19 protein-coding genes are annotated in these 20,473 nt (G+C 41.1%); 17 read left to right on the plus strand and 2 right to left on the minus strand.

Going from position 1 to position 20,473, the window contains the following annotated elements; all coding sequences use genetic code 11:
* The first annotated feature begins 53 nt into the window (after positions 1–53).
* From LI288_RS13870 to LI288_RS13920, 11 genes are all read left to right on the plus strand, one after another.
* Positions 54–1,073: a hypothetical protein gene (locus tag LI288_RS13870; RefSeq protein ID WP_227091023.1), complete on the plus strand. Its 1,020-nt coding sequence runs from the start codon at positions 54–56 to the stop codon at positions 1,071–1,073.
* Positions 1,024–2,283 (plus strand): CpaF family protein, encoded by a 1,260-nt coding sequence (locus tag LI288_RS13875; RefSeq protein ID WP_022432367.1) that lies wholly within the window; start codon positions 1,024–1,026, stop codon positions 2,281–2,283. The genes LI288_RS13870 and LI288_RS13875 overlap by 50 nt, the downstream gene beginning before the upstream one ends.
* A complete protein-coding gene (locus tag LI288_RS13880; RefSeq protein ID WP_227091025.1) occupies positions 2,246–3,040 on the plus strand; it encodes a type II secretion system F family protein in 795 nt (264 codons plus the stop codon). Before LI288_RS13875 ends, LI288_RS13880 begins: the two co-directional genes overlap by 38 nt.
* On the plus strand, positions 3,021–4,274 hold the full coding sequence (locus LI288_RS13885) for a hypothetical protein (RefSeq protein ID WP_227091027.1): 1,254 nt from the start codon (positions 3,021–3,023) through the stop codon (positions 4,272–4,274). The genes LI288_RS13880 and LI288_RS13885 overlap by 20 nt, the downstream gene beginning before the upstream one ends.
* A 35-nt stretch (positions 4,275–4,309) precedes the next feature.
* Positions 4,310–4,480, plus strand: a complete 171-nt coding sequence (locus tag LI288_RS13890; protein WP_022432364.1) for a Flp1 family type IVb pilin — start codon at positions 4,310–4,312, stop codon at positions 4,478–4,480.
* Positions 4,481–4,497: 17 nt separating this feature from the next.
* Complete coding sequence (locus LI288_RS13895; RefSeq protein ID WP_227091030.1) at positions 4,498–6,462, plus strand: DUF5702 domain-containing protein; 1,965 nt, start codon at positions 4,498–4,500, stop codon at positions 6,460–6,462.
* Between the two features lie 148 nt (positions 6,463–6,610).
* A complete protein-coding gene (locus tag LI288_RS13900; RefSeq protein ID WP_227091032.1) occupies positions 6,611–7,408 on the plus strand; it encodes a hypothetical protein in 798 nt (265 codons plus the stop codon).
* Positions 7,409–7,455: 47 nt separating this feature from the next.
* On the plus strand, positions 7,456–7,869 hold the full coding sequence (locus LI288_RS13905) for a hypothetical protein (protein ID WP_227091034.1): 414 nt from the start codon (positions 7,456–7,458) through the stop codon (positions 7,867–7,869).
* Positions 7,869–8,348: a hypothetical protein gene (locus LI288_RS13910; protein ID WP_227091036.1), complete on the plus strand. Its 480-nt coding sequence runs from the start codon at positions 7,869–7,871 to the stop codon at positions 8,346–8,348. Before LI288_RS13905 ends, LI288_RS13910 begins: the two co-directional genes overlap by 1 nt.
* Positions 8,349–8,362: 14 nt before the next feature.
* The gene (locus LI288_RS13915) at positions 8,363–9,694 is read left to right on the plus strand and encodes a DUF6382 domain-containing protein (RefSeq protein WP_227091037.1); all 1,332 of its coding nucleotides are present in this window, start codon (positions 8,363–8,365) and stop codon (positions 9,692–9,694) included.
* A 165-nt stretch (positions 9,695–9,859) separates the two neighbouring features.
* Positions 9,860–10,852, plus strand: coding sequence for an SCP2 sterol-binding domain-containing protein (locus LI288_RS13920; RefSeq protein WP_227091039.1), 993 nt, complete (start codon positions 9,860–9,862; stop codon positions 10,850–10,852).
* A 14-nt stretch (positions 10,853–10,866) separates the two neighbouring features.
* Here the strand turns inward: LI288_RS13920 and LI288_RS13925 are convergent, their stop codons facing one another.
* Positions 10,867–11,667, minus strand: a complete 801-nt coding sequence (locus LI288_RS13925; RefSeq protein ID WP_227091041.1) for an ATP-binding protein — start codon at positions 11,665–11,667, stop codon at positions 10,867–10,869.
* A gap of 188 nt (positions 11,668–11,855) precedes the next feature.
* Here LI288_RS13925 and LI288_RS13930 point away from each other — a divergent pair, with 188 nt between their 5' ends.
* From LI288_RS13930 to LI288_RS13940, 3 genes are all read left to right on the plus strand, one after another.
* Entirely contained in the window at positions 11,856–12,272 is a 417-nt protein-coding gene (locus LI288_RS13930) for an HIT family protein (RefSeq protein ID WP_022432356.1), read from the plus strand.
* Positions 12,273–12,346: 74 nt separating this feature from the next.
* On the plus strand, positions 12,347–14,638 hold the full coding sequence (locus LI288_RS13935) for a hydratase (RefSeq protein WP_022432355.1): 2,292 nt from the start codon (positions 12,347–12,349) through the stop codon (positions 14,636–14,638).
* Positions 14,639–14,682: 44 nt separating this feature from the next.
* A complete protein-coding gene (locus tag LI288_RS13940; protein ID WP_022432354.1) occupies positions 14,683–15,777 on the plus strand; it encodes a hypothetical protein in 1,095 nt (364 codons plus the stop codon).
* Here LI288_RS13940 and yyaC read toward each other — a convergent pair.
* Positions 15,710–16,303, minus strand: a complete 594-nt coding sequence (yyaC, locus tag LI288_RS13945; protein ID WP_022432353.1) for a spore protease YyaC — start codon at positions 16,301–16,303, stop codon at positions 15,710–15,712. The genes LI288_RS13940 and yyaC overlap by 68 nt on opposite strands.
* A gap of 177 nt (positions 16,304–16,480) precedes the next feature.
* Between yyaC and LI288_RS13950 the strand changes: the two genes are divergently transcribed.
* The 3 genes from LI288_RS13950 to LI288_RS13960 all read left to right on the plus strand — a co-directional run bounded on the left by LI288_RS13950 (position 16,481) and on the right by LI288_RS13960 (position 19,820).
* Positions 16,481–17,773 (plus strand): LysM peptidoglycan-binding domain-containing protein, encoded by a 1,293-nt coding sequence (locus LI288_RS13950; RefSeq protein ID WP_227091043.1) that lies wholly within the window; start codon positions 16,481–16,483, stop codon positions 17,771–17,773.
* A 71-nt stretch (positions 17,774–17,844) separates the two neighbouring features.
* The gene (locus tag LI288_RS13955) at positions 17,845–19,104 is read left to right on the plus strand and encodes a DUF5711 family protein (RefSeq protein ID WP_227091045.1); all 1,260 of its coding nucleotides are present in this window, start codon (positions 17,845–17,847) and stop codon (positions 19,102–19,104) included.
* A gap of 215 nt (positions 19,105–19,319) precedes the next feature.
* Positions 19,320–19,820, plus strand: a complete 501-nt coding sequence (locus LI288_RS13960) for a DUF2798 domain-containing protein (protein WP_227091047.1) — start codon at positions 19,320–19,322, stop codon at positions 19,818–19,820.
* Positions 19,821–20,473 lie beyond the last annotated feature (653 nt).

Consider the following 20,473-nt stretch of genomic DNA (forward strand, 5'->3'; position numbering starts at 1 on the left):
CCCGGAGTAAAAAGACAAGGAAGCAGAGAAATAGCGGAAAGGAGAAGGTAGGTGTGCAGGAAAATTGTATTATTTTTGATACGGATGAGCAGTATGGAAAGCGGTTGATGTGTGCCATCAGCAGACACAAAAATCTGCCGTTTGGCGTTCAGTTATTTACCCGTGCAGATGAAATGGAGATTTATCTGGAGCATCATACGGCAGATATGATGGTTGTCAGTGAAACGTGCTGTGAATACGGCGCAGAAAAGCCGTGTGAAAAACAAGCAAAAAAAATGCTGGTGCTGACAGAAGAACAAAAGACAGCAGGGGAAAATAAATCCGGAAATACCACAGAAGTGCGGGAAATATACAAATACCAGCCAGCAGATTCAATTTTAAGGGAAATTATCCAGTTTTTGGGCGGAAAAGAACAAAAGCAGGAAGATGTTGAACTGATAGGCGTATATTCTCCGGTCTATGAACCTTTGCGGAGTGCATTTGCACTGAGTCTGACACAGGTAATGGCAGAAAGCGGCAGAACACTGTATTGTAATCTGGAAGCATTTTCGGGGCTTGAAGAAGTTCTTGCCGCACAGGACAGGGAAAACTTATCAGATATGATATATTACTACAGAAACGCGGGTGCAAAAGTGACAGAACAGATGAAACAGATGATTGTGAGTCTGCCGGGTTTTGATTATATTGCGCCGGTGGAATTTGCGCAGGATATCAGCAGTATGCAGACACAGGAACTGACGGAATTTTTCTTGAAAATTGCAAAGGAGTGCGGCTATCAGAAAGTTGTTCTGGAAATTTCGTCTGCGGTCGCATCACAGTGGAAAATGATTTTTGCGTGCAGCAGGGTCTATATGCCGGTCCGGCAGGATTATATTTCGGTCAGAAAGGTGCAGGCATTTGAAAAGTATCTGCTGATGGCAGGAATGGAGCATTTGTGGAACCGGATTGAAAAAGTGGAACTGCCGCAGAATAATCTGCAATTTAATGCGGCGTACATTGGAAGCAGGGAGGGAGAAGAAATGAATGGATTTGTTAGGGCATTATTTACAGGACAGGCAGCAAAAAATCCGTAAAACAACAGATGGAATCAGAAGTGAAATTTATGAACAGTTAGACTGCGGAGAAGAAATTTCCGATGAACGGCTCGGACAGATAATTGATGAGAAGATCAGACAGAAACAGGATATACAGCTTGCGCTTGAGGAGCGGGAAAGTATCCACCGAGAAATATTTGCCGCAATCCGTGGATTGGATGTATTACAGGAACTTTTGGAAGACGATTCCATTACAGAGATTATGGTCAACGGAACGCAGGATATTTTTCTGGAAAGGTGCGGCAGACTGGAACGGTGCAGTAAGCATTTTGAAAATAAGGCGCGGTTAAGTGATGTGGCACAGCGGATTGCGGCAGTGTCAAACAGACTGGTAAACGAATCTGTTCCGATACTGGACACCCATCTGGAGGACGGTTCAAGAGTGAGTATTGTACTGCCGCCGGTTGCGCTAAACGGGCCGGTCATTACAATTCGTAAATTTTACGACACACCGCTGACCATAGAACGCCTGACCGGTATGGGAGCAATAACCAAAGAGGCGGCACAGTTTTTGGAAAAAGCGGTGCGTGCAGGTTACAATATCTTTATCAGCGGAGGTACAGGGTGTGGAAAAACAACCTTTTTAAACGCACTGTCTAATTTTATTCCCAAAGATGAACGCATTATTACCATAGAAGATTCAGCAGAATTACAGATTAAAAATGCAGCAAATCTTGTGCGGCTGGAAGCAAGAAATGCCAATGTAGAGGGGAAAAACGAAGTGACTATCCGGGATTTGTTAAAGGCAAGCCTGCGTATGCGTCCGGACAGGATTATTGTTGGTGAAATCCGCGGGGCAGAGGCAATTGATATGCTTCAGGCAATGAATACGGGTCATGACGGAAGTCTTTCCACGGGACACAGCAACAGTGCAAAAGATATGATTTCCAGACTGGAAACAATGGTGCTTATGGGAATGGATATGCCGTCGGCAGCCGTTAAACAGCAGATTGCATCAGCAATTGATTTGATTGTACATCTGGGAAGAATGCGCGATAAATCAAGAAAAGTATTGCAGATTGCAGAAGTTTTAAATTTACAGAATGGAGAGATTCCGCTCCGGACAATTTATGAATTTGAGGAGCAGGGGAAAGGAGAAGATGGAAAAGTGGAAGGAAAATTGGTACGAAGGGCGGAAACGCTGGAAAACAATGCCAAAATGGCTGCGGCAGGAATTACCGGATATTAAGAAAAGTACCGCAGCCGCATGGATTTACAGACGTTATGACATTTCTTTAAGGGATTTTTTAAAGATTACCCTGTCTGGCATTGGTTTGTTATTGATAACAGCCGATATCTTTTATCACAATTTACTGGCAGCAGCAGTGCTGTGTCCGTATTTGCATTTCCGTTTAAAAATCAAATCGGAAGAACTGCATAAACAGCGCAGGGAGCGGCTGAAAATGCAGTTTAAGGACGGAATGCAGTCAGTGGCTTTTTCTTTAAATTCAGGGTACTCCATAGAAAATGCGTGGAAAGAAGCAATTGTGGAAATGCGTCTTTTATATGGGGAAAACAGTGAAATCGTTACGGAATTCCAAAGAATTATCAATCGTCTGGAGAGAAATGAAAATATCGAAGATGTTTTAGAGGAATTCGCTAAAAAAAGCGGAGTCGCAGACATTGAGTATTTTGCGGCAGTATTCCGGTATGCCAAACGGTATGGCGGTGATTTAATTGCAATTATCCGTCATACGGCAGAAACCATTCGTGAAAAAAATGAAACCTATAATGAAATACAGACCATCATCAGCGGAAAGAAGATGGAACAGAAGGTCATGAGTGCCGTTCCGTTTTTTCTGCTGGTGTATATGAAACTGACAGCGTGGGATTTTATCTGCCCACTATACGGAAATCCGGCAGGTGTGCTGATGATGAGTATTTCTCTTATGGTATATATAGGAGCGGATTATATTGCAGGAAAAATTGTCGAAATTGAAGTATAAGTTTAAGACAGAAGTAAAATCCGGAAAGTCAGGTTATATGCTGTATGCGGCAGTGCTGGCGGGGATACTCTGTATTGCGATTTTAAAGACAGGCGGAAAAGAGCAGTCGCAGACACAGACAATTGTACGGCCGGATTATACAGACAGTGCAGACAATATCGAACTGGAGGTGCTTGCAGAAGGAGAGGAAAAGCCTTTTTTGATGGAACTGGAGGTATCACCCAGACAGTATGATGCACAGCAGATAGAAGGTATTTTTGATACAGTGTATGAACAGATTTTACAGGAAATGGTTTCCGGCAATGAAAGTCTTTCCTGTGTGCGGCAGAATTTAAAACTTGTGACAGAATCACAGGACTATCCGGTAACGGCAGAGTGGTATTCAGAGGATACTGCGGTTATTGATACAGATGGAACCGTGTACAATACAGAATTTGAGCCGGGACAAAAAGAAACAGTCCGGTTAGTTCTGATATTAAAATACGGAGAGTACCGGTGTGAATATCCGATAGAGGCAGTTGTATGGGAAGCACAGTATGATACGGCAGAACAAAAGCAGACAGGAATTGTAAATGTACTGACACAGCTTGAAAAGAACTCACAAGAGGAGGTACTTACACTGCCGGATACCATACACGGCATGAAGGTAACTTATCAGAGCAGTCCGGTACAGAAATCCGGCATTTTAGGATTATGCGGACTGCTGCTTGTACCGCTGTTATTAAGCTTTCGTAAAAAAGAACAGAAGATGCAGGCTGAAAAGAGAAGAAAGGAGCAGCTTACGTATGACTATGCCGAAGTGATTTCAAAGCTGGTGCTGCTTGCAGGAGCGGGAATGACGATTCGCAGGGCATGGGAAAAAATTGCCGGTGATTATCAGAAAAAACCATGCGGCGGAAAAAGGTATGTTTATGAAGAAATGGTAAGAACTTGTGCAGAGATGAATACGGGAGTCCCGGAACGAAGCGCATATGAGCGGTTTGCAAGGAGGTGTGATACAAAAGAATACTTAAAACTGGCATCGCTTTTGTCCCAGAATGTAAAAAAAGGAACGACAGATATTTTAAAGCTTTTAGAGCAGGAGTCGCAGTCGGCATTTGAGCAGCACAAAAATCTGGCAAAGAAAAAAGGTGAAGAAGCAGGGACAAAACTCCTGTTTCCAATGATTCTTATGCTGATGACAGTAATGGCGATGCTGATGTTTCCGGCAATAGTGTCTTTTCAGACATTTTAAAATAAACATAGGCCAAACGGCGGAAAGGAGCAGTTATGAAACGGGGATTTAAAACATTTTTAAAAGAGGAAGATGGTATGGGAGTAGTAGAAATCATACTTATTATCGTAGTACTGGTGAGTCTTGTGGCGATTTTTAAGAAAGAGATTACAAGCGTTGTAAACACAATCTTAAAAAAGATATCATCGCAGGCAAAGGTAATTTAAATAGGAGTGCAGACCGGATGAACAAAAAAGTAAAAGCACAGATTACAGTTTATGCGGCACTTTCAGTTTTTCTTGTCATAACACTTATTTGCACCTGTATCCGGTCGGCGGCAGTGTCTGCCGGCCGGGTAAGAGTGGAAATGGCATCAGTGCTTTCCATGGAAGCTGTATTTGCAGGGTATTCAAGTGAATTACTGGAAGAATTTGACATCTTTGCTCTGCAGGAAAGTGAACAGTTACAAAGTGTATTTTTACAGTATTTAAAGAAAAATACACAGACCGCAGAGGGACAAAAAAATGTACAGCCGGGCAGCCGGACGCGTGTGACTGCGGGCAGTCTGGATTCATTTACTTATATGACAGATGACGCCGGGGAATGTATCAATCAGGAAATTCTGTCTTACATGAAGTATGGTGTTTACAATATACCGCAGGAAAAGATTTTACAGCAGCAGGAGCTGGAAAAGCAGAAGAAGCAGTCGGAAGCCCTTAATGAAATAACACAGGAAATCGGAAAATGTGAGGAAGTATTTTGTGAACAAGAGGAAGCGGTGCTGGGGATAATAGAACGGACCGGACAAATTTCTGTGGATAACGCACTGCAGTATGTGTCGGATGTAAAAGAGGATATCGATCTATATGAGGAAGTATCAGACGAGGAAGAACCACAGGATGTACAGGATTTTTATAAAAGAAACCGGACCGCATTAAATAACGAACTGGAAGAAATACAGGAAAAAATACAGGCGGCACTGGAACAGACAGAAGTGTATGAAAACCAGCGGGAAAAGGTACAAAAGCAGGCAGAATTTTGTAAAAGTAAGGCAGAGCAAAAAAAAGAACAGTTCAGTGATGATTTATATAATGGGCTAATGCAGGACATAGATTCTTTTATCAGGAATGATGACAGGAACGGGCAGTGTGATATAGAAGCAGTTAAAAATGCACTCTATGCAGACAAAGAGGGGATAGAGACAGTCAGAGAGCAGATGCATGGCCTGCCAAAAGAACTTACACAGGAAAACAGTATGCAGGTAGAGGAGGTGCTTTACAATCTGGAAGAATGTCTGCCGGATTTGAATGGAGAAGAACTGGTTTCACAGTATTCAGCAATCAATGTGCCGCAGAATGCAGAAGGATTAAAAAGTGTGCGGAATGTATTCAAGCAGTTAAAGAGCACAATGGTGGAACGGATAACGGGTCAGCAGGTTTCGGATAAAGAAATCACTTATGAAAATCTTGCAGATACATTATATCAGCGCGGGGCGCAGAAAAAATCAGAAAGTATCTCCAATAAGGTTTTATACAACGAATATCTGTTTATGGAATTTGCATCGTATACAGACTATCTCAAAGAAGATAAAACACTTGAAACACAAACGCAGAAGCAGCTTGATTATATGCTTGAGTATATTTTATACGGAAAAACCTCTGATAAGGAAAACTTACAGCAGGGAATGACAGAACTGTCCCTGATGCGTGAAGGCGTGAATATGGCATATCTGCTTACCGATTCAGAAAAAAAGGCAGAAGCTTATGCAGTTGCTACGTCGCTGGTCGGATTTACAGGAAATATGGCGGCAGTAAAAGCGGCGCAGTATGTCATTTTAGGTGTATGGGCATATGGGGAGAGTATTGTGGAATTAAAACAGCTGTACCGGGGCGGCAACATTGAACCGGTGAAGACAAGACAAAACTGGAAGCTGTCCTTACAGGAACTGCTGTCTGTGGATTTGAACCAGGAATACAGTGATGAGAAAGGGTTGTCATATGAAGAATATTTAAAAATGCTGTTTTTACTGCAAAATGAACAAAAAAAATATTACCGGACAATGTCAGCCATGGAAATCAGAATGATAGAACTGGGAAATACGGACTTTCGCCTGAAAAACTATATTTACGGTGCACAAAGCAGGGCGGCTTTTAAAATCGGAACAATACCGCACAGCTATGAAAAAACGTGCAGTTATCATTACGGTTAAAATATGGGAATTTAAAATCCGGATAAAACACACAGGCAGGAGGTGGTAGACATGCCCTTTTATTACCGTACATCAATTTAAGAAAAATAAAAAAGAAAAGGATAAACGGATAGTCCTGACTGTATTTGCGCCAAAACGGAGTAAAAGGGTGTTTTTACCGGCTTCTGCAACAGTGGAAGCGTCACTTGTTATTCCACTCTATATCTATGCGGTGCTGGCAGTTGCTTATGTTATTCAGATTATAGGAATTAAAAGCACAATGTATAAGGCAATGTATAACAGTACAAGACAGCTTGCAGCATACGCTTATGCAGTAGAAAGGACAGAGCGTTTTTCCGGTGCAACAGCTAAAAAAGCAGTGACTTCGGCGCTTGCAAAGCAGTATTTATTAAGCAGTCTGCCCGGAGAGTATATAAGTCAGAACAGAATCAGCCGGGGACAGTCCGGCATACGGGTTTATGCAGGGTTCTCGGAAGAATTGAATAATGAAATCAGCATAAAAGTGTCATATCAGTTAAATAATCCGTTTGATGTGTTTGGCATTGGAACGGTAGATATTACCCAGCAGTGTTCAAGTGCAGCGTGGCTGGGGCAGACATCAGGAGAAGATTTTGCGGATACAGACAGCAGTAAAGAGCGGGTGTATATTACGGCGCAGGGAACTGTTTATCACAAGAGCCGTCAGTGTACATACCTGAATCCGTCCATACGGCAGATTACACAGGAACAGCTGGATACAGCGCGTAACAGTTCCGGAGCAAAGTATTATCTGTGTGAACGGTGTGGAAAAAGAAGCGGCAGCGGTATTTATATTACAGATTATGGAGAAAAGTACCATTATGATAAAAACTGCAGTGGCTTAAAAAGAAGCATTTTTTCCGTACCACTGTCAGAAGTGCAGGATAAAAGCGCCTGCTCAAAGTGTGCGGGATATAATTCCGGATAAAGGGAAAATCGGAAAGAAATACAGGATGAAGGAGGGAGAAGTGGTAAATGGCAGGTGTAATTATGGTAGTGCTCGGACTGCTGGCAGCAGAGGATTTAAAATATAAGGCAGTAACGGTGTGGAAGCTGGTGCTGTTTGGACTGGTGTGTACCATACAGGCAGTCCGGACCGGCATTTTAAGACAGTCGATAGAAGCAGATACATTTCTGGGTGTGTTGTTTGGTATTATGGTACTGCTTATTTGTGTATGGACAAAACAGCTGGGAGCAGCGGACGGTATTATTATATTGTTTTTGGGGCTTGTGGGCGGAATTGTCCGTATACTGGGCATATTTCTTGCGGCTTTACTGCTGATGGGGCTTTGCGGGCTGATTCTGATGATGACTGGAAGAGTGGACAAAAAGACGTCAATGCCGGTCATTCCGTTTGTCTTTCTGGCAGTAGTCTGGAGGGGATTGTAATGCAAAGCAGCGTAGAGCTAAAGAAGCAGTTTAAAAGGCCGGGGGCAAGGGTGCGGGCATCTTTTACACTTGAAAATGTATTTTTAATTCCGCTATTTACAATGATAATTGTCTTTCTAATGGGAGCAGGGCTGTATCTGCATGACAATATAATCATAAAAAATGCACTCATTCAGGGAACGGTTATTTTAGAGAAAAATATTTTAAAAGAAGCAGGGGAAGAACAGACGGGAAAGCAGCAGCTTTGCGGACAGATGCAGTCCTATATTTTAGAAAAAGCAGTCATGCTTGAAAATGTCAATATATCCTTTCATGTAACGGGAGAAGAAATTGAGGCGGAGTGCGGTGCGCGGTTTCAGCTGACATTTGTGCCGGGACTGGGAAAAAATATTTGTAGAAAGGAAAAGCTGAAAAGAAGTTATCCACCGGATGATATCCGCAGACTGCGGGCAGTAAAAAAGATGCTGGGGGATTCATAGGCGGGGAAATGAATATGGATAAAATCGGATATGAATATGAAAATAATACAAGTTATCTTACAATACAGGCGATGGAAAATCAAAAAACGGGGTATCAGATTAAAATGCTGTTGAATAACGATATTCCGGGGCTGTTAGATATCAGTATGAGAAGTATAAATAACCAGACTTATTATTATTATGATGTCACGTTCAAAAAGCCGCTTTCAAAGCTATATGAGTTTGGAAAGATGACATGGGAAGATATTGTGTGTATTTGTAAAAGTATTGATACGCTTACAAAAGCGGTGGATATGTATCTTTTGGATATCAGCTGTGTTTTGATTCTGCCGGAGTATATGTATCTGAATGTATCGGATAAAGAGATACGGTATGTATACTGCCCGGATGCCAACAGGGAATTCCAGACGATGTTAAAAGGATTGTTTGAATTTATCCTGGAGCATTATCAGCATGGAACAGATTGTAAGAATCAGATGAGAGTTTATGAAATCTATCAGAAAATTATAGACGGTAATTATAAAATACACTGTCTGGAGCAGCTTACAAAAGAAAGCAGTCATTTACCGGAAAAAGAAAAGACAATTGAATTTCCGCATATACAGCAGGATGAACCGGTAGTAATTGAAGAGGTTGCACCGGAGCGTGTAGTGACAGAAGAAGAAAAGCAGCCGGTTCACAAGATATGGGGAATAGAAGTGGGTATAGGTATCTGTGCAGTACTGACGGTTTATGCGGCAGCAGTGCTGTTGTTTCCGGAAATGGCAGTTATTGATATGAGCGTATATTTTTGTGTCTTTTTAATTCTGGCAGGTTGTGCGGGAGGTGTTTTCCTGCAGAAAAAAAGAAAAAAATTAAAAGAAATGGGAGAACTTACGCAGCTTACACAGGAAAAGAAATATTCATTTGTTCCTGAGGAGGAAGAAGAGCCGAAAAATAATGAAAAAGGGCAGAAACCGTATGAACCTCCAAAAGAAGCAGCGGGAAGCAATACGATACTGCTTTCCGATTATCTGCAGAAAAAGAAAGATCTGAATCTTACACTGGTGCTTCAAAACGGACAGGAACTGGAAAGCTATTATGAAGAACGCCTTTTGCCGGATACATTTCCGTGTGCAATCGGAAATATGGCGGCATATTGCAGTATAGTGATTCACAGTGAATTAATAAGCAGGCTTCATGCGTGTATTTACAGAGAAGACGGTGCTTTCTATCTGGAAGATATGAACTCTACAAACGGCACATTTTTAAACGGCAGACGGCTTTTGCCAAAGGAACGGCAGCTTTTATCTGACGGAGATATGGTAGGTTTTGCAAACCTCCTGTACAAGGTTGAAAAAAGCTAGTATTTATGCTATATTCTCCATAGTTGTGCTGCATTTAAAAGCAGTAACTTGATGTTGGCTATATTGTTTTTGGGCGAAAGCAGATAGCCCTGATGGCAGATGAAAAACGGGCGGAGTTTTTTCATGGATGCATTGTGACAGGTTCGCTCAGGAATGGAGAATTTGATGAAAGTTAATATTTATTATGGCGGCAGGGGTATGGTAGATGACCCTACAATTTTTGTAATGGGTAAAATCCAGGAAGTATTAGAAGAACTCAATGTAAATGTTACAAGATACAATCTCTACGAGATGAAAAATACAATTACGACATTGTCACAGACAGTCACGGAAGCAGATGCAGTCGTACTGGCAACAACAGTTGAATGGCTTGGAATGGGCGGATATATGCAGAGTTTTCTGGATTCCTGCTGGCTGTATGGGGATAAGGACCAGATTGGAAAGGTCTACATGTTCCCGGTTGTTATGGCAAAGACATATGGCGAACGTGAGGTTTCGCTTGCTCTTGCAAATTCGTGGGAAATTATCGGCGGACGGGTAGCACCGGCGCTGAATGCCTATGTAGATGATACGACGGAATTTGAATTTAATTCAGATTATGTGGGGATTATCGAAAATTATGCGGAAACAATCTACAGAACAGTTTCACAGAAAAGAAAAGGACTGCCGACAAGCAGCCAGGCAATTAAAAATAATGTTATTAAAGATACGATTAATTTTACACCACAGGAAAGTGAACAGCTGTCAAAGTATGCATCAGATGATGAATTTGTACAGACACAGAAAAAAGATATTGAATCACTTGCAAGCATATACAAAGAACTGCTGACCGATGAGAAAAACGGCGGGGATCATTATTATATTGATTCTTTTATGCAGCATGTTAATCCGCAGTGCCGTGTTAACAGTTCGTATATGCTGACAATTACAGATAAGAACAAGAATATTCTGATTGATGCGTCAGGCGGACGGGTCAATGTATCATTTGGTGAAAATCCGGCAGCAGATGTAATCTGCAGAATGGATAAAGATACTTTTGATAAATTGATTGACGGAAGAAGTTCATTCCACAAAGCCTTTATGACAGGTGAGATGACAGCAAGAGGTAATTTAAAAACACTTCGTATGTTAGATGAATTATTTACTTTTACCGCCTAGACCCAAACTTGTGTTTAAATGGTATTACGCATATCATCCATTGCAAGAATCGGAAAAGTGATGCCGGCAGTTGTAAAGCCGTTCCGGCTGTAAAGTTCAAATCCTGCGTGATGTGTGTGGCAGACCTGGGCTACAATGGACAGACCAAGACCGGCGTGATTTTCTTTTGTGCTGAAAAATGGAGTGCTAAGCTGTGCGGTCAGCGGTGCATCAGCATCAATCAGCGGATTGGTCTGCATTTCACTTGGATTAATTTCAGAAAGACTGCCCTTTCCGGTGACAGATACTGTCACCGTATGACCACAGGCATTGACATGGGAATGAATCTGTATACTGCCGCAGGAATTGTCTGCTTCGGCGGCATTGGAAAGCAGTTCCAAAAATGCGGACAACAGTCGTTTGGAATCGGCACAGATAAAGATATTGCGTGTATCCGTATCAAACTGAAAGGCATTTGCGCGGTTTGGGAATTGTTCATCAAAGACATCAGGTAGTGAATAAAGAAATTCCGTAAGATTTAATTTTGCAGGAACATATTTAAAACTATAACGGTACAGACCGGTGCGTTCCATATAAGAAATGATGTGGTTTACAGCATCGCCCAGTTCTGCCCAGAACGGAAAGTCTTTGGTTTCCGGGTGCTTTTTGGAAATCAGCTGATAGGAACTCCTGATAAACGAGAGCTGGTTATTGATTTCGTGAGAAGCAAAGGAAAGTTCACTGTGGCACTGTTCTGAGAGATGATTGATAAAATCAAAGGTTTCAGGCTGTGTTTTTTCTAATGTGTCCATGTAAAAAGAATCTTCTTTGTTCATATTATTACTTTTCTCCTTGTTTTGCAGGTGCTTTTGGGAAATAATTTCAGGTTTATCGGTGTTTGGTGTAAAAATACATTGCGATAAATACTGGTTTACGTTATCATAGTAAAGTATATACTTGTCGAAGAATCCTGTAAACAAAAGGATTTCGACAAAAAGTTACAAATTTTATGGAGGCAGGGACGATGAAAAAAGACGATTGCATATTTTGTAAGTTAAGCAATGGGGATATTCCAACCAATGCATTATATGAAGATGATGTAGTAAAAGTGATTTTTGATTTGAATCCAGCATCAAAAGGTCATGTACTGATTCTGCCGAAGAATCATTTTGATGACATTTACTCAATGGACGATGCAACAGCAGCACATGTATTTCAGGTAGCGGTAAAAGTCGCAAAGGCAATGAAAGAAACACTGGGCTGTGAAGGTTTAAATATTGTACAGAATAATGGTGAAATTGCAGGACAGACAGTATTTCATTTCCATATGCACATTATTCCAAGATACAAGGGCGATACCGTAAACATTGGCTGGACTCCGGGCAAAGCAGACGCTGATGAAATCAACGAATTAAAGGAAAAAATTGCAGCAGGTCTGTAAGGTCTTGCACAAAAAAGATTTTGATAGTAAAATAATAGATATGAAGTTGTCAATTGACAGGAAAGAGGTAGAGAATGATTGAATTAAGCAAAGGCGGCGCTTATCTTTTAAATGGTACAGAAATCATTGAAGATGGCAGCAATGCAGCAGCAGAACTCTCAGCAAAGCTGGGAAACGCAGCACCTTCTAAGGAAGAAGCAGCAAAGAATACAATTGCCTATGGTATTTTAAATGCACATAATACTTCCGGCAGCATGGACAAGTTAAAGATTAAGTTCGATAAAATGACATCCCATGATATTACATTTGTCGGTATTATACAGACAGCAAGAGCATCAGGATTGGAAAAGTTCCCGATTCCTTATGTTTTAACCAACTGTCATAACAGTCTTTGTGCCGTTGGTGGAACAATTAATGAAGATGACCATATGTTTGGTCTGACCTGTGCAAAGAAGTACGGCGGAATTTATGTACCACCTCATCAGGCAGTTATCCACCAGTTTGCAAGAGAAATGCTGGCAGAAGGCGGTAAGATGATTTTAGGCTCTGACAGTCATACCCGTTATGGTGCATTAGGTACTATGGCAATGGGTGAAGGCGGTCCGGAACTTGTTAAGCAGCTGCTGAATAAGACTTATGATATTAATATGCCGGGTGTTGTGGCAATCTACCTGACAGGAGAACCGGCAAAGGGTGTAGGACCTCAGGACGTTGCGCTTGCAATTATCGGTGCGGTATTCGGAAACGGCTATGTAAAGAATAAGGTTATGGAATTTGTAGGACCGGGTGTTTCTAATTTAAGCGCAGATTTCAGAATCGGTATTGATGTTATGACAACTGAAACAACATGTCTTTCTTCTATCTGGAGAACAGATGAAAAGATTCAGGAATTTTATGATATTCACGGAAGAAGCGAAAGCTATAAGGAACTCAATCCAGGCAGTGTTGCGTACTATGATGGTGTAGTAAAGGTTGATTTAAGCAAGATTAAGCCGATGATTGCAATGCCGTTCCATCCAAGCAATACATATACAATTGATGAGCTCAATGCAAATCTTGAAGATATTCTCCACGACTGTGAAAAGAAGGCTCTTGTCAGCTTAGACGGACAGGTAGACTTTAAGCTGACAGACAAGATTCATGACGGTAAGCTGTATGTGGATCAGGGTATTATCGCGGGCTGTGCAGGCGGTGGTTTTGAAAACATCTGTGCGGCAGCAGATATTTTAAGAGGACGTTCTATCGGTGCAGACGAATTTACATTAAGTGTATATCCGGCAAGTACACCGATTTATATGGAACTTGCACGGAACGGAAGACTTGCGGACTTAATGGCAACAGGTGCAATCGTAAAGACAGCATTCTGCGGACCGTGCTTCGGCGCAGGTGATACACCGGCAAATAACGCATTCTCAATCAGACACTCTACAAGAAACTTCCCGAACAGAGAAGGTTCTAAGCTGCAGAAGGGACAGATTGCTTCCGTTGCATTAATGGATGCACGTTCTATTGCGGCAACAGCAGCCAATAAGGGGTATCTTACAGCAGCAACGGATTGTGATGTGGAATTTACAGGTCCGACCTATCATTTTGATAAGACAATTTATGCAAACCGCGTATTTGACAGCAAGGGTGTTGCAGATCCGGATCAGGAAATCCAGTTTGGACCAAACATCAAAGACTGGCCGGAAATGGTTGCATTACCTGAAAATCTGATTATTAAAGTGGTTTCAGAAATTCACGACCCTGTTACAACAACAGATGAACTGATTCCTTCCGGAGAAACTTCTTCGTTCCGTTCTAACCCGTTAGGACTTGCGGAGTTTGCATTATCCAGAAAAGACCCAGCATATGTTGGCCGTGCAAAGGAAGTACAGAAGGCAGAAAAAGCAAGAGAAGCCGGACAGTGCATGGGCGAAGCTTTACCGGAGCTGCGTGATATTATGCACAAGATTAAAGAAACTTATGACGTATGTAAGGAAAATGTCGGTGTCGGAAGCACTATCTTTGCGGTAAAACCGGGCGACGGTTCAGCAAGAGAACAGGCAGCATCCTGTCAGAAGGTTCTCGGCGGATGGGCAAATATCGCAAATGAATACGCTACAAAGAGATACCGTTCAAATCTGATTAACTGGGGTATGCTTCCATTTATTATTGATGAAGGCGGTCTTCCGTTTACAAATGGAGATTATATCTTTATTCCTGAAATTGCAAAGGCAGTAAAGGAAAAGACTTCGGAAGTAAAGGCATATGTTGTAAATAAAGAAATGAAAGAATTTACACTGCGTCTTGGTGAACTTACAGATGATGAAAGACAGATTATTCTTGATGGATGTCTGATTAATTTCTATCGGAACCATCAGTAATAGACGTTTAATCCATAAAGTAACGTGTAAGAATGGAGAAAATGATGGCAGAGCAGAATATACTGGCTGGTGATGTAAATGTTCTTGACCAGATGATAAATGATTTAAATGTGCATAAAGAAACCATCGAGCGGCAGGGCAGACTGGCTGAAAGCATCGGGGATATTGCAAAGAACACAAAAGAAGCACAGCAGGCTGTACAGGATGAAATTGACAGCAGAGTCAAAGATAGTTCGGATGCAGTCTGCGCAGGCTTTGACAAGGCAATCGCAGGTGACAGGGAAAAGTTAAAGGAAGTCCAAAACAAGAGGGATAAAGCAAAGCTGGCAGGCGTAAAAGAACGCATTGCCGCGGAAACAGCACATATCCATAAGGAAAATGAAGCATTAAAAAATCAGGTAAAAGATGCATTTGCACAGGAAAACATACCGATGTTTTGTAACAGCCGCATTTATATTGCACTTTACAGAACAAAGCGCATGACAGATGTATTGATTTACCTGTTGTGTATCGCATTAGTATATGCGGCAGTTCCTTTTTTGTTAAGCGTAATACCACAGTTTCCGTTGTGGGGAATGATTTTGTACTATGTTGTAGTAATTTTAATCCAGTCCTTTACCAATAAGATGATTGTGGAAAAGACGCTTGTACGTCATGCGGAAACGATTGACATGGCAAAAAAACTCAAAGAACAGATACGCAGCAACCACAAAAAGATGAAGAAGATTGCAAAAAATATCAAAACGGACAGTAATGAAGAAATGTATGGACTTCATGAGTTCGATGACAAAATGAACGAAATCCGAGAAGATATGAAGCGTATTGAACAGGAAAAGGAAAAGGCGCTGGAAGATTTTGAAATGACGGTGAAGCCGGATATCATTGCAGAAATCGAAGGCAGGGAGAATGAGCGGATTAATGCAATGAAGGCAGAGCTGGATAAAAAATCAGCCGAGAACTTAAAGCTGGAAAATCTGATAAAGGAACAGCGCATCTATATTTCATCGAATTATGAAGCATATCTTGGGAAAGAATATGTGACAGTTGAAAAACTGACGGAATTAAAACAGGTTATGATATCTGGCGGTGCAGCAACGGTTGCGCAGGCACTTGCAGTGTATCGGGAGAAGCATTTGTAAGAAATGTCTGAACCAGCGCAGCAGTAATCGTATCTGCCAGTGTCATAATCATGGATAAACGGGTTGTCTGAAGCAGGACATGATCTGTAGCGCCGGAATTGTTTACAATGCCGGTAATATGGATATCTCCTACTTCGGGCAGCTTTTTTTTAACCCCAAGTCCCGGTTTTAAAGGGCCTGTCCCGATGGTGATAAAACCGATGTGTTCTTTTTTGCCAAGAGATGCATCTAAGGCGATGATAAAAGGGCGCGAGTGTTGCCTACGAATTTTATCAATGGCGGCAGAAAGGTTAGCTGCATGAATCGGTGACTGCAGACAGCCGTAAACATGTACATTTTCAAACGTAAATTTAGACAACTTATAGCCGACAAGCGGACCTAAACTGTCACCGGTAGAACGGTCGCTGCCAATGCACATTACAATGACAGGCTGACCGGGAAGTACATATTTTTTTAGCAGTATATTCAGGTGGAAACATATCGAATCAACAGCAGTTAAGCGGGAAGCGTCAAAGTAATGAATCATAAAAGTCGTCCTTTCACATAGAGAATATAACTTTAATGTATGTAATTTTTGAAAAATTTATGCGGCGAAAAAAGAAAAACAGAAAAAATTTTAGCGGGTGACAAAATGTGATAAGATTTTTGTTTTATCAGTGATAATATGCAGGATAGATACTGTATGGCAAAAGGAGGAGCCGCTATGATAGAAATAATTTGTAATGGAGATGATGAAGCAAAAGAGAAAAACGAAAAAAATGAAAAAAATACGGCAATCAGAAGACCAAAAAACATTAAGCAGATTGGAGATGTCAGTTCAGACCGCAAAATTTATATAGAAGATTATGCTTTTACATATATTCGTTCAATTGCTTATGGAACACCGCAGGAAGAACAATCGGGGGTACTCCTCGGAGAATGTCAGAAATCCGGTGAAGAAAAATGTCTGTTTATTAAAGGGGTTATTAAGGCAAGACATTCAGGGGAAGACGGCAGACAGGATATCTATTTTGATGAAAAAGTGTGGAATGGCATTTATGCAGATGTTGAGAAATATTTTCCGAATTTGCAGGTTGTGGGCTGGTTTGCTGCGCTTCCGGATGTTACAACAGAACGGATGCAGTATCTGCGCCGTGTACATCTGGATAATTTTGCGGGAAACATGAAAACGATGTACCTTATTAATAAGGCAGAAAAAGATGAGAATTTTTATTTGTTTGAAAACGGAGATTTGAAAAAACAAAAAGGCTATGTGTGCTTTTATGAGAGGAATTATGAAATGCAGGAGTATATGCTGCAAAAACGCGGTGTAAAATCTGTGGAGGCGCCGGAAAAAGATAAAGTGATGAAATCAATCCGTGCCATTATTAACGAAAAAGAAGAACAGAAGCTTCAAAAGAAAAATGCCGTTTTTATGTACGGTATCAGTTCATTTATGGTGGTCGTGGTACTGGTAATCGGTATTAACCTGATGAACAGCTATGAAAAAATGAAAAATCTGGATCAGTCATTAAGCAGTATTGCATTGCAGATGTCCAACATGAATGACAATGGCAGTGAGGGGGAGGATACAGCCGGAGGCGTTGTATCGGTAAATAAACTGGATGGAAATGTATATCCGACCCGGCAGGCAGAGTCTGCACAGACGGATGTGCAGCAGCCGCCGGTACAGACAGAGGGAGTCGTGCCGGATACCCAGCCTTCCGGTCAGAGCAGTATAGCCGCAAATCCGGAAATTAATCATGCAGGCAGTGGACAGGTACAGAATGGACAGGCTGAGGAAACAGATACAGCACCGCAGGTACAGACAGAAGCAGCACAGGATGTACAGGCTGGCGCTGCGTATGAAACTTATACGGTTCAGGATGGGGATACGGTCATGGGCATCTGCAAAAAATATTATGGCAGCATTTCTAAATTCAGTGAGGTCATTGCGCTGAATCATTTAGAAGATGCGGACCAATTATATGTGGGACAAGAGATAAAACTTCCTTGAATATTTTGTCTGATACTGTATAATAAATATCAGTATAGGGTGCAATGCCTTTGATAGAAAGGAATAATCGGATGGCTGATATTATATCAGGAAAGTCCAGATTTAATGGACAAAAAAAACAGACAGATTCTGGCAAGGTAATCCGGCTTAGAAGTCCGGAAGAAGAAAAAGATACATTGGATGAACAATATGTCAAGGAAAAAATAAAGCGGCACAGACGAAATGTACTGGTTGGCTGTCTGATTACGGCGGCAGCGGTTTTTATTCTTGTGCTTGCAGCATTGTTTTTGCTGGACGGACGTACATATTCACAGTACACCGTGCTTCATTCTGTCAACAGGGATGATACAGAATCTGCAAAATATGAAGCTTTTGCAGATGGTTATATCCGGTACAGTAATGATGGTGCGGCATATTATAATGCGAAAGGTATTGCGGAATGGAACCAGACATTTTCCATGCAGAATCCGCACATCAAAGTGTGTGGTGAATGGGCAGCCGTCGGAGATGTGAATGGAAGCACAATTTATATGTTTGGCGTGCAGGGGATGGTGGGTTCTGTAGATACATCGCTGTCAATTTCCCAGATAGAAGTTGCAAAGCAGGGAATTGTTGCGGCAGTATTAGAAGATACCACGGCAAATTATATCAATCTCTATAATACGGATGGCAGTAAGATTTACACTGTTAAGACCACGCTTGCAGGGGATGGATATCCGCTTGATATCAGTATTTCAGAAGATGCAACAAAACTGATTGCTTCATATCTGTATGTCAGCGGTGAAAGCATCAAGACCAATGTCGTTTTTTACAACTTTTCGGAAGTCGGACAAAATGAAACGGAGCGTGTAGTAGGTGGATTTAACCATTATGACAGTACAATTGTCGGTGATGTTGAATTTTTAAACAGTACGACAGCAGTTGCGGTTGGTGAAGATGTATTGAGCATTTATCATATTAAAGAGTATCCGTCGCTGACCAAAGAGATTCGGATTGACAGTGAAATCGAGCGGGTCTTTTTTGGAAACGGTTATATTGGGATTGTGTTAAAAAATTCTGATTCAGGGGATATTTATAAGCTGGTTGTTTATGATACATCCGCAAAAGAAGTTTGTGAAACAACATTTAATACACAATATGATACAATACAGTTTGACGGAAAAAGTGTATTGATGAGTAATGCATCTACTTTTTCGGTTATGAATCTGAAAGGGAAAATGCTGACTACCCAGAATTTTGATCTGCCGATTGAATCCGTGCTGCCGATGGGAACGCGTGGCAGATATATTATGGTGAATTCTAAATATATTCAGGATATCCGGTTACAGTAGAAGTCTGTTATAACTTATATGGCAAAAGTCTTACGGGAAATTCCGTACGAGGATTCTGACATAAAAATGTTGACAATCTATAAAAGACATTGTAAGATAACAGACGTTACAACAGAATAATTGGTTATATTGGAAACGACACATTCTCCTTAGAATGATAACGAACAACACAGAAATTCTGATGATGTACGTATTATTTTAAGGAGGATTTTTTTATGCCAAAAACAAAGTTTCAGGAAGTAGTATTTACTATATTAATGGTGTTTGTCATGGTATATGCCATGATCTGTTATAACATTGCATTAAATATAGGTGGAATGAGCAACGAGGTTTTTTTATCAGCTTTTCATGAACTGGTTATTATGGGACCGGCTGCATTTGTATTGGATTTCTTTATTGTAGGAAATCTTGCAAAAAAGAAAGCGTTCCAAATTGTGCGTGTAGGACAGGACAATCCTTTTCATCTGGTGCTGGCAATTTCTGTAGTATCTGTAATATGGATGTGTCCGCTGATGAGTCTGGTGGCAACACTGTTATTTAAAAATGCCGGTTCACAGATTATTGCCGTGTGGTTAGAAACAACGGTATTGAACTTCCCGATGGCATTCTGCTGGCAGCTGTTTTTTGCCGGACCATTTGTACGTTTCCTGTTTAGAAATATCTTCAGGGAAAAAGAAGCAGAAAATGAAAATGTATATGCAGCGGATGCACAATAATATATAGAAGAAACACCAAGAATAAAATGATTTGGCAGACAACTAACGGGATGATTTCCGGTAGTTGTCTGTTTTTTTATGTAATAGGAAATTCCAATAGAATTCCCTATTACATAAAAGGAATTATGTGCCGGTGATGCACACTCGCGCGAAGCTGTAGTTTGTCGCAAGTGGCCACGTCCGGCGAGGGAATGCGCTTTACACATTCGTTTTAAAAAAGTAAAAATACCGTAAACCCGCATAAACACTGGAATTCTTGATGGCAAGGCAAAAACTTTCAAAAAAATAACAAAAAACTTGAAAAATAATGTTGACAACCTGTCCCATTGGTGATATTATAATCAAGTCGCCGCGAGCGAGGGCAACAAAACAGCCCGCAGCGGTAACAAAATAAAACAAATCAACAACGGCTTTTAAGCCGGCATTGATAAACGAACATTGATAACTGAACAGTAAAACAACCCTGAAAATTCTTTGAAATTTTCAATTTACGAACTGACATCAAATAAGAAATTATGAGATGTCGTCCTTTAAGACAGTAAGTTTTAACGGAAACTAAACTATTGAAGCTAGTTTGTTCAAAACTGGCGGACAAACACTTTTTATGAGAGTTTGATCCTGGCTCAGGATGAACGCTGGCGGCGTGCTTAACA

Origin of the sequence: Lachnospira pectinoschiza (assembly GCF_020564355.1) — a bacterium.
Classification (GTDB): domain Bacteria; phylum Bacillota; class Clostridia; order Lachnospirales; family Lachnospiraceae; genus Lachnospira; species Lachnospira intestinalis.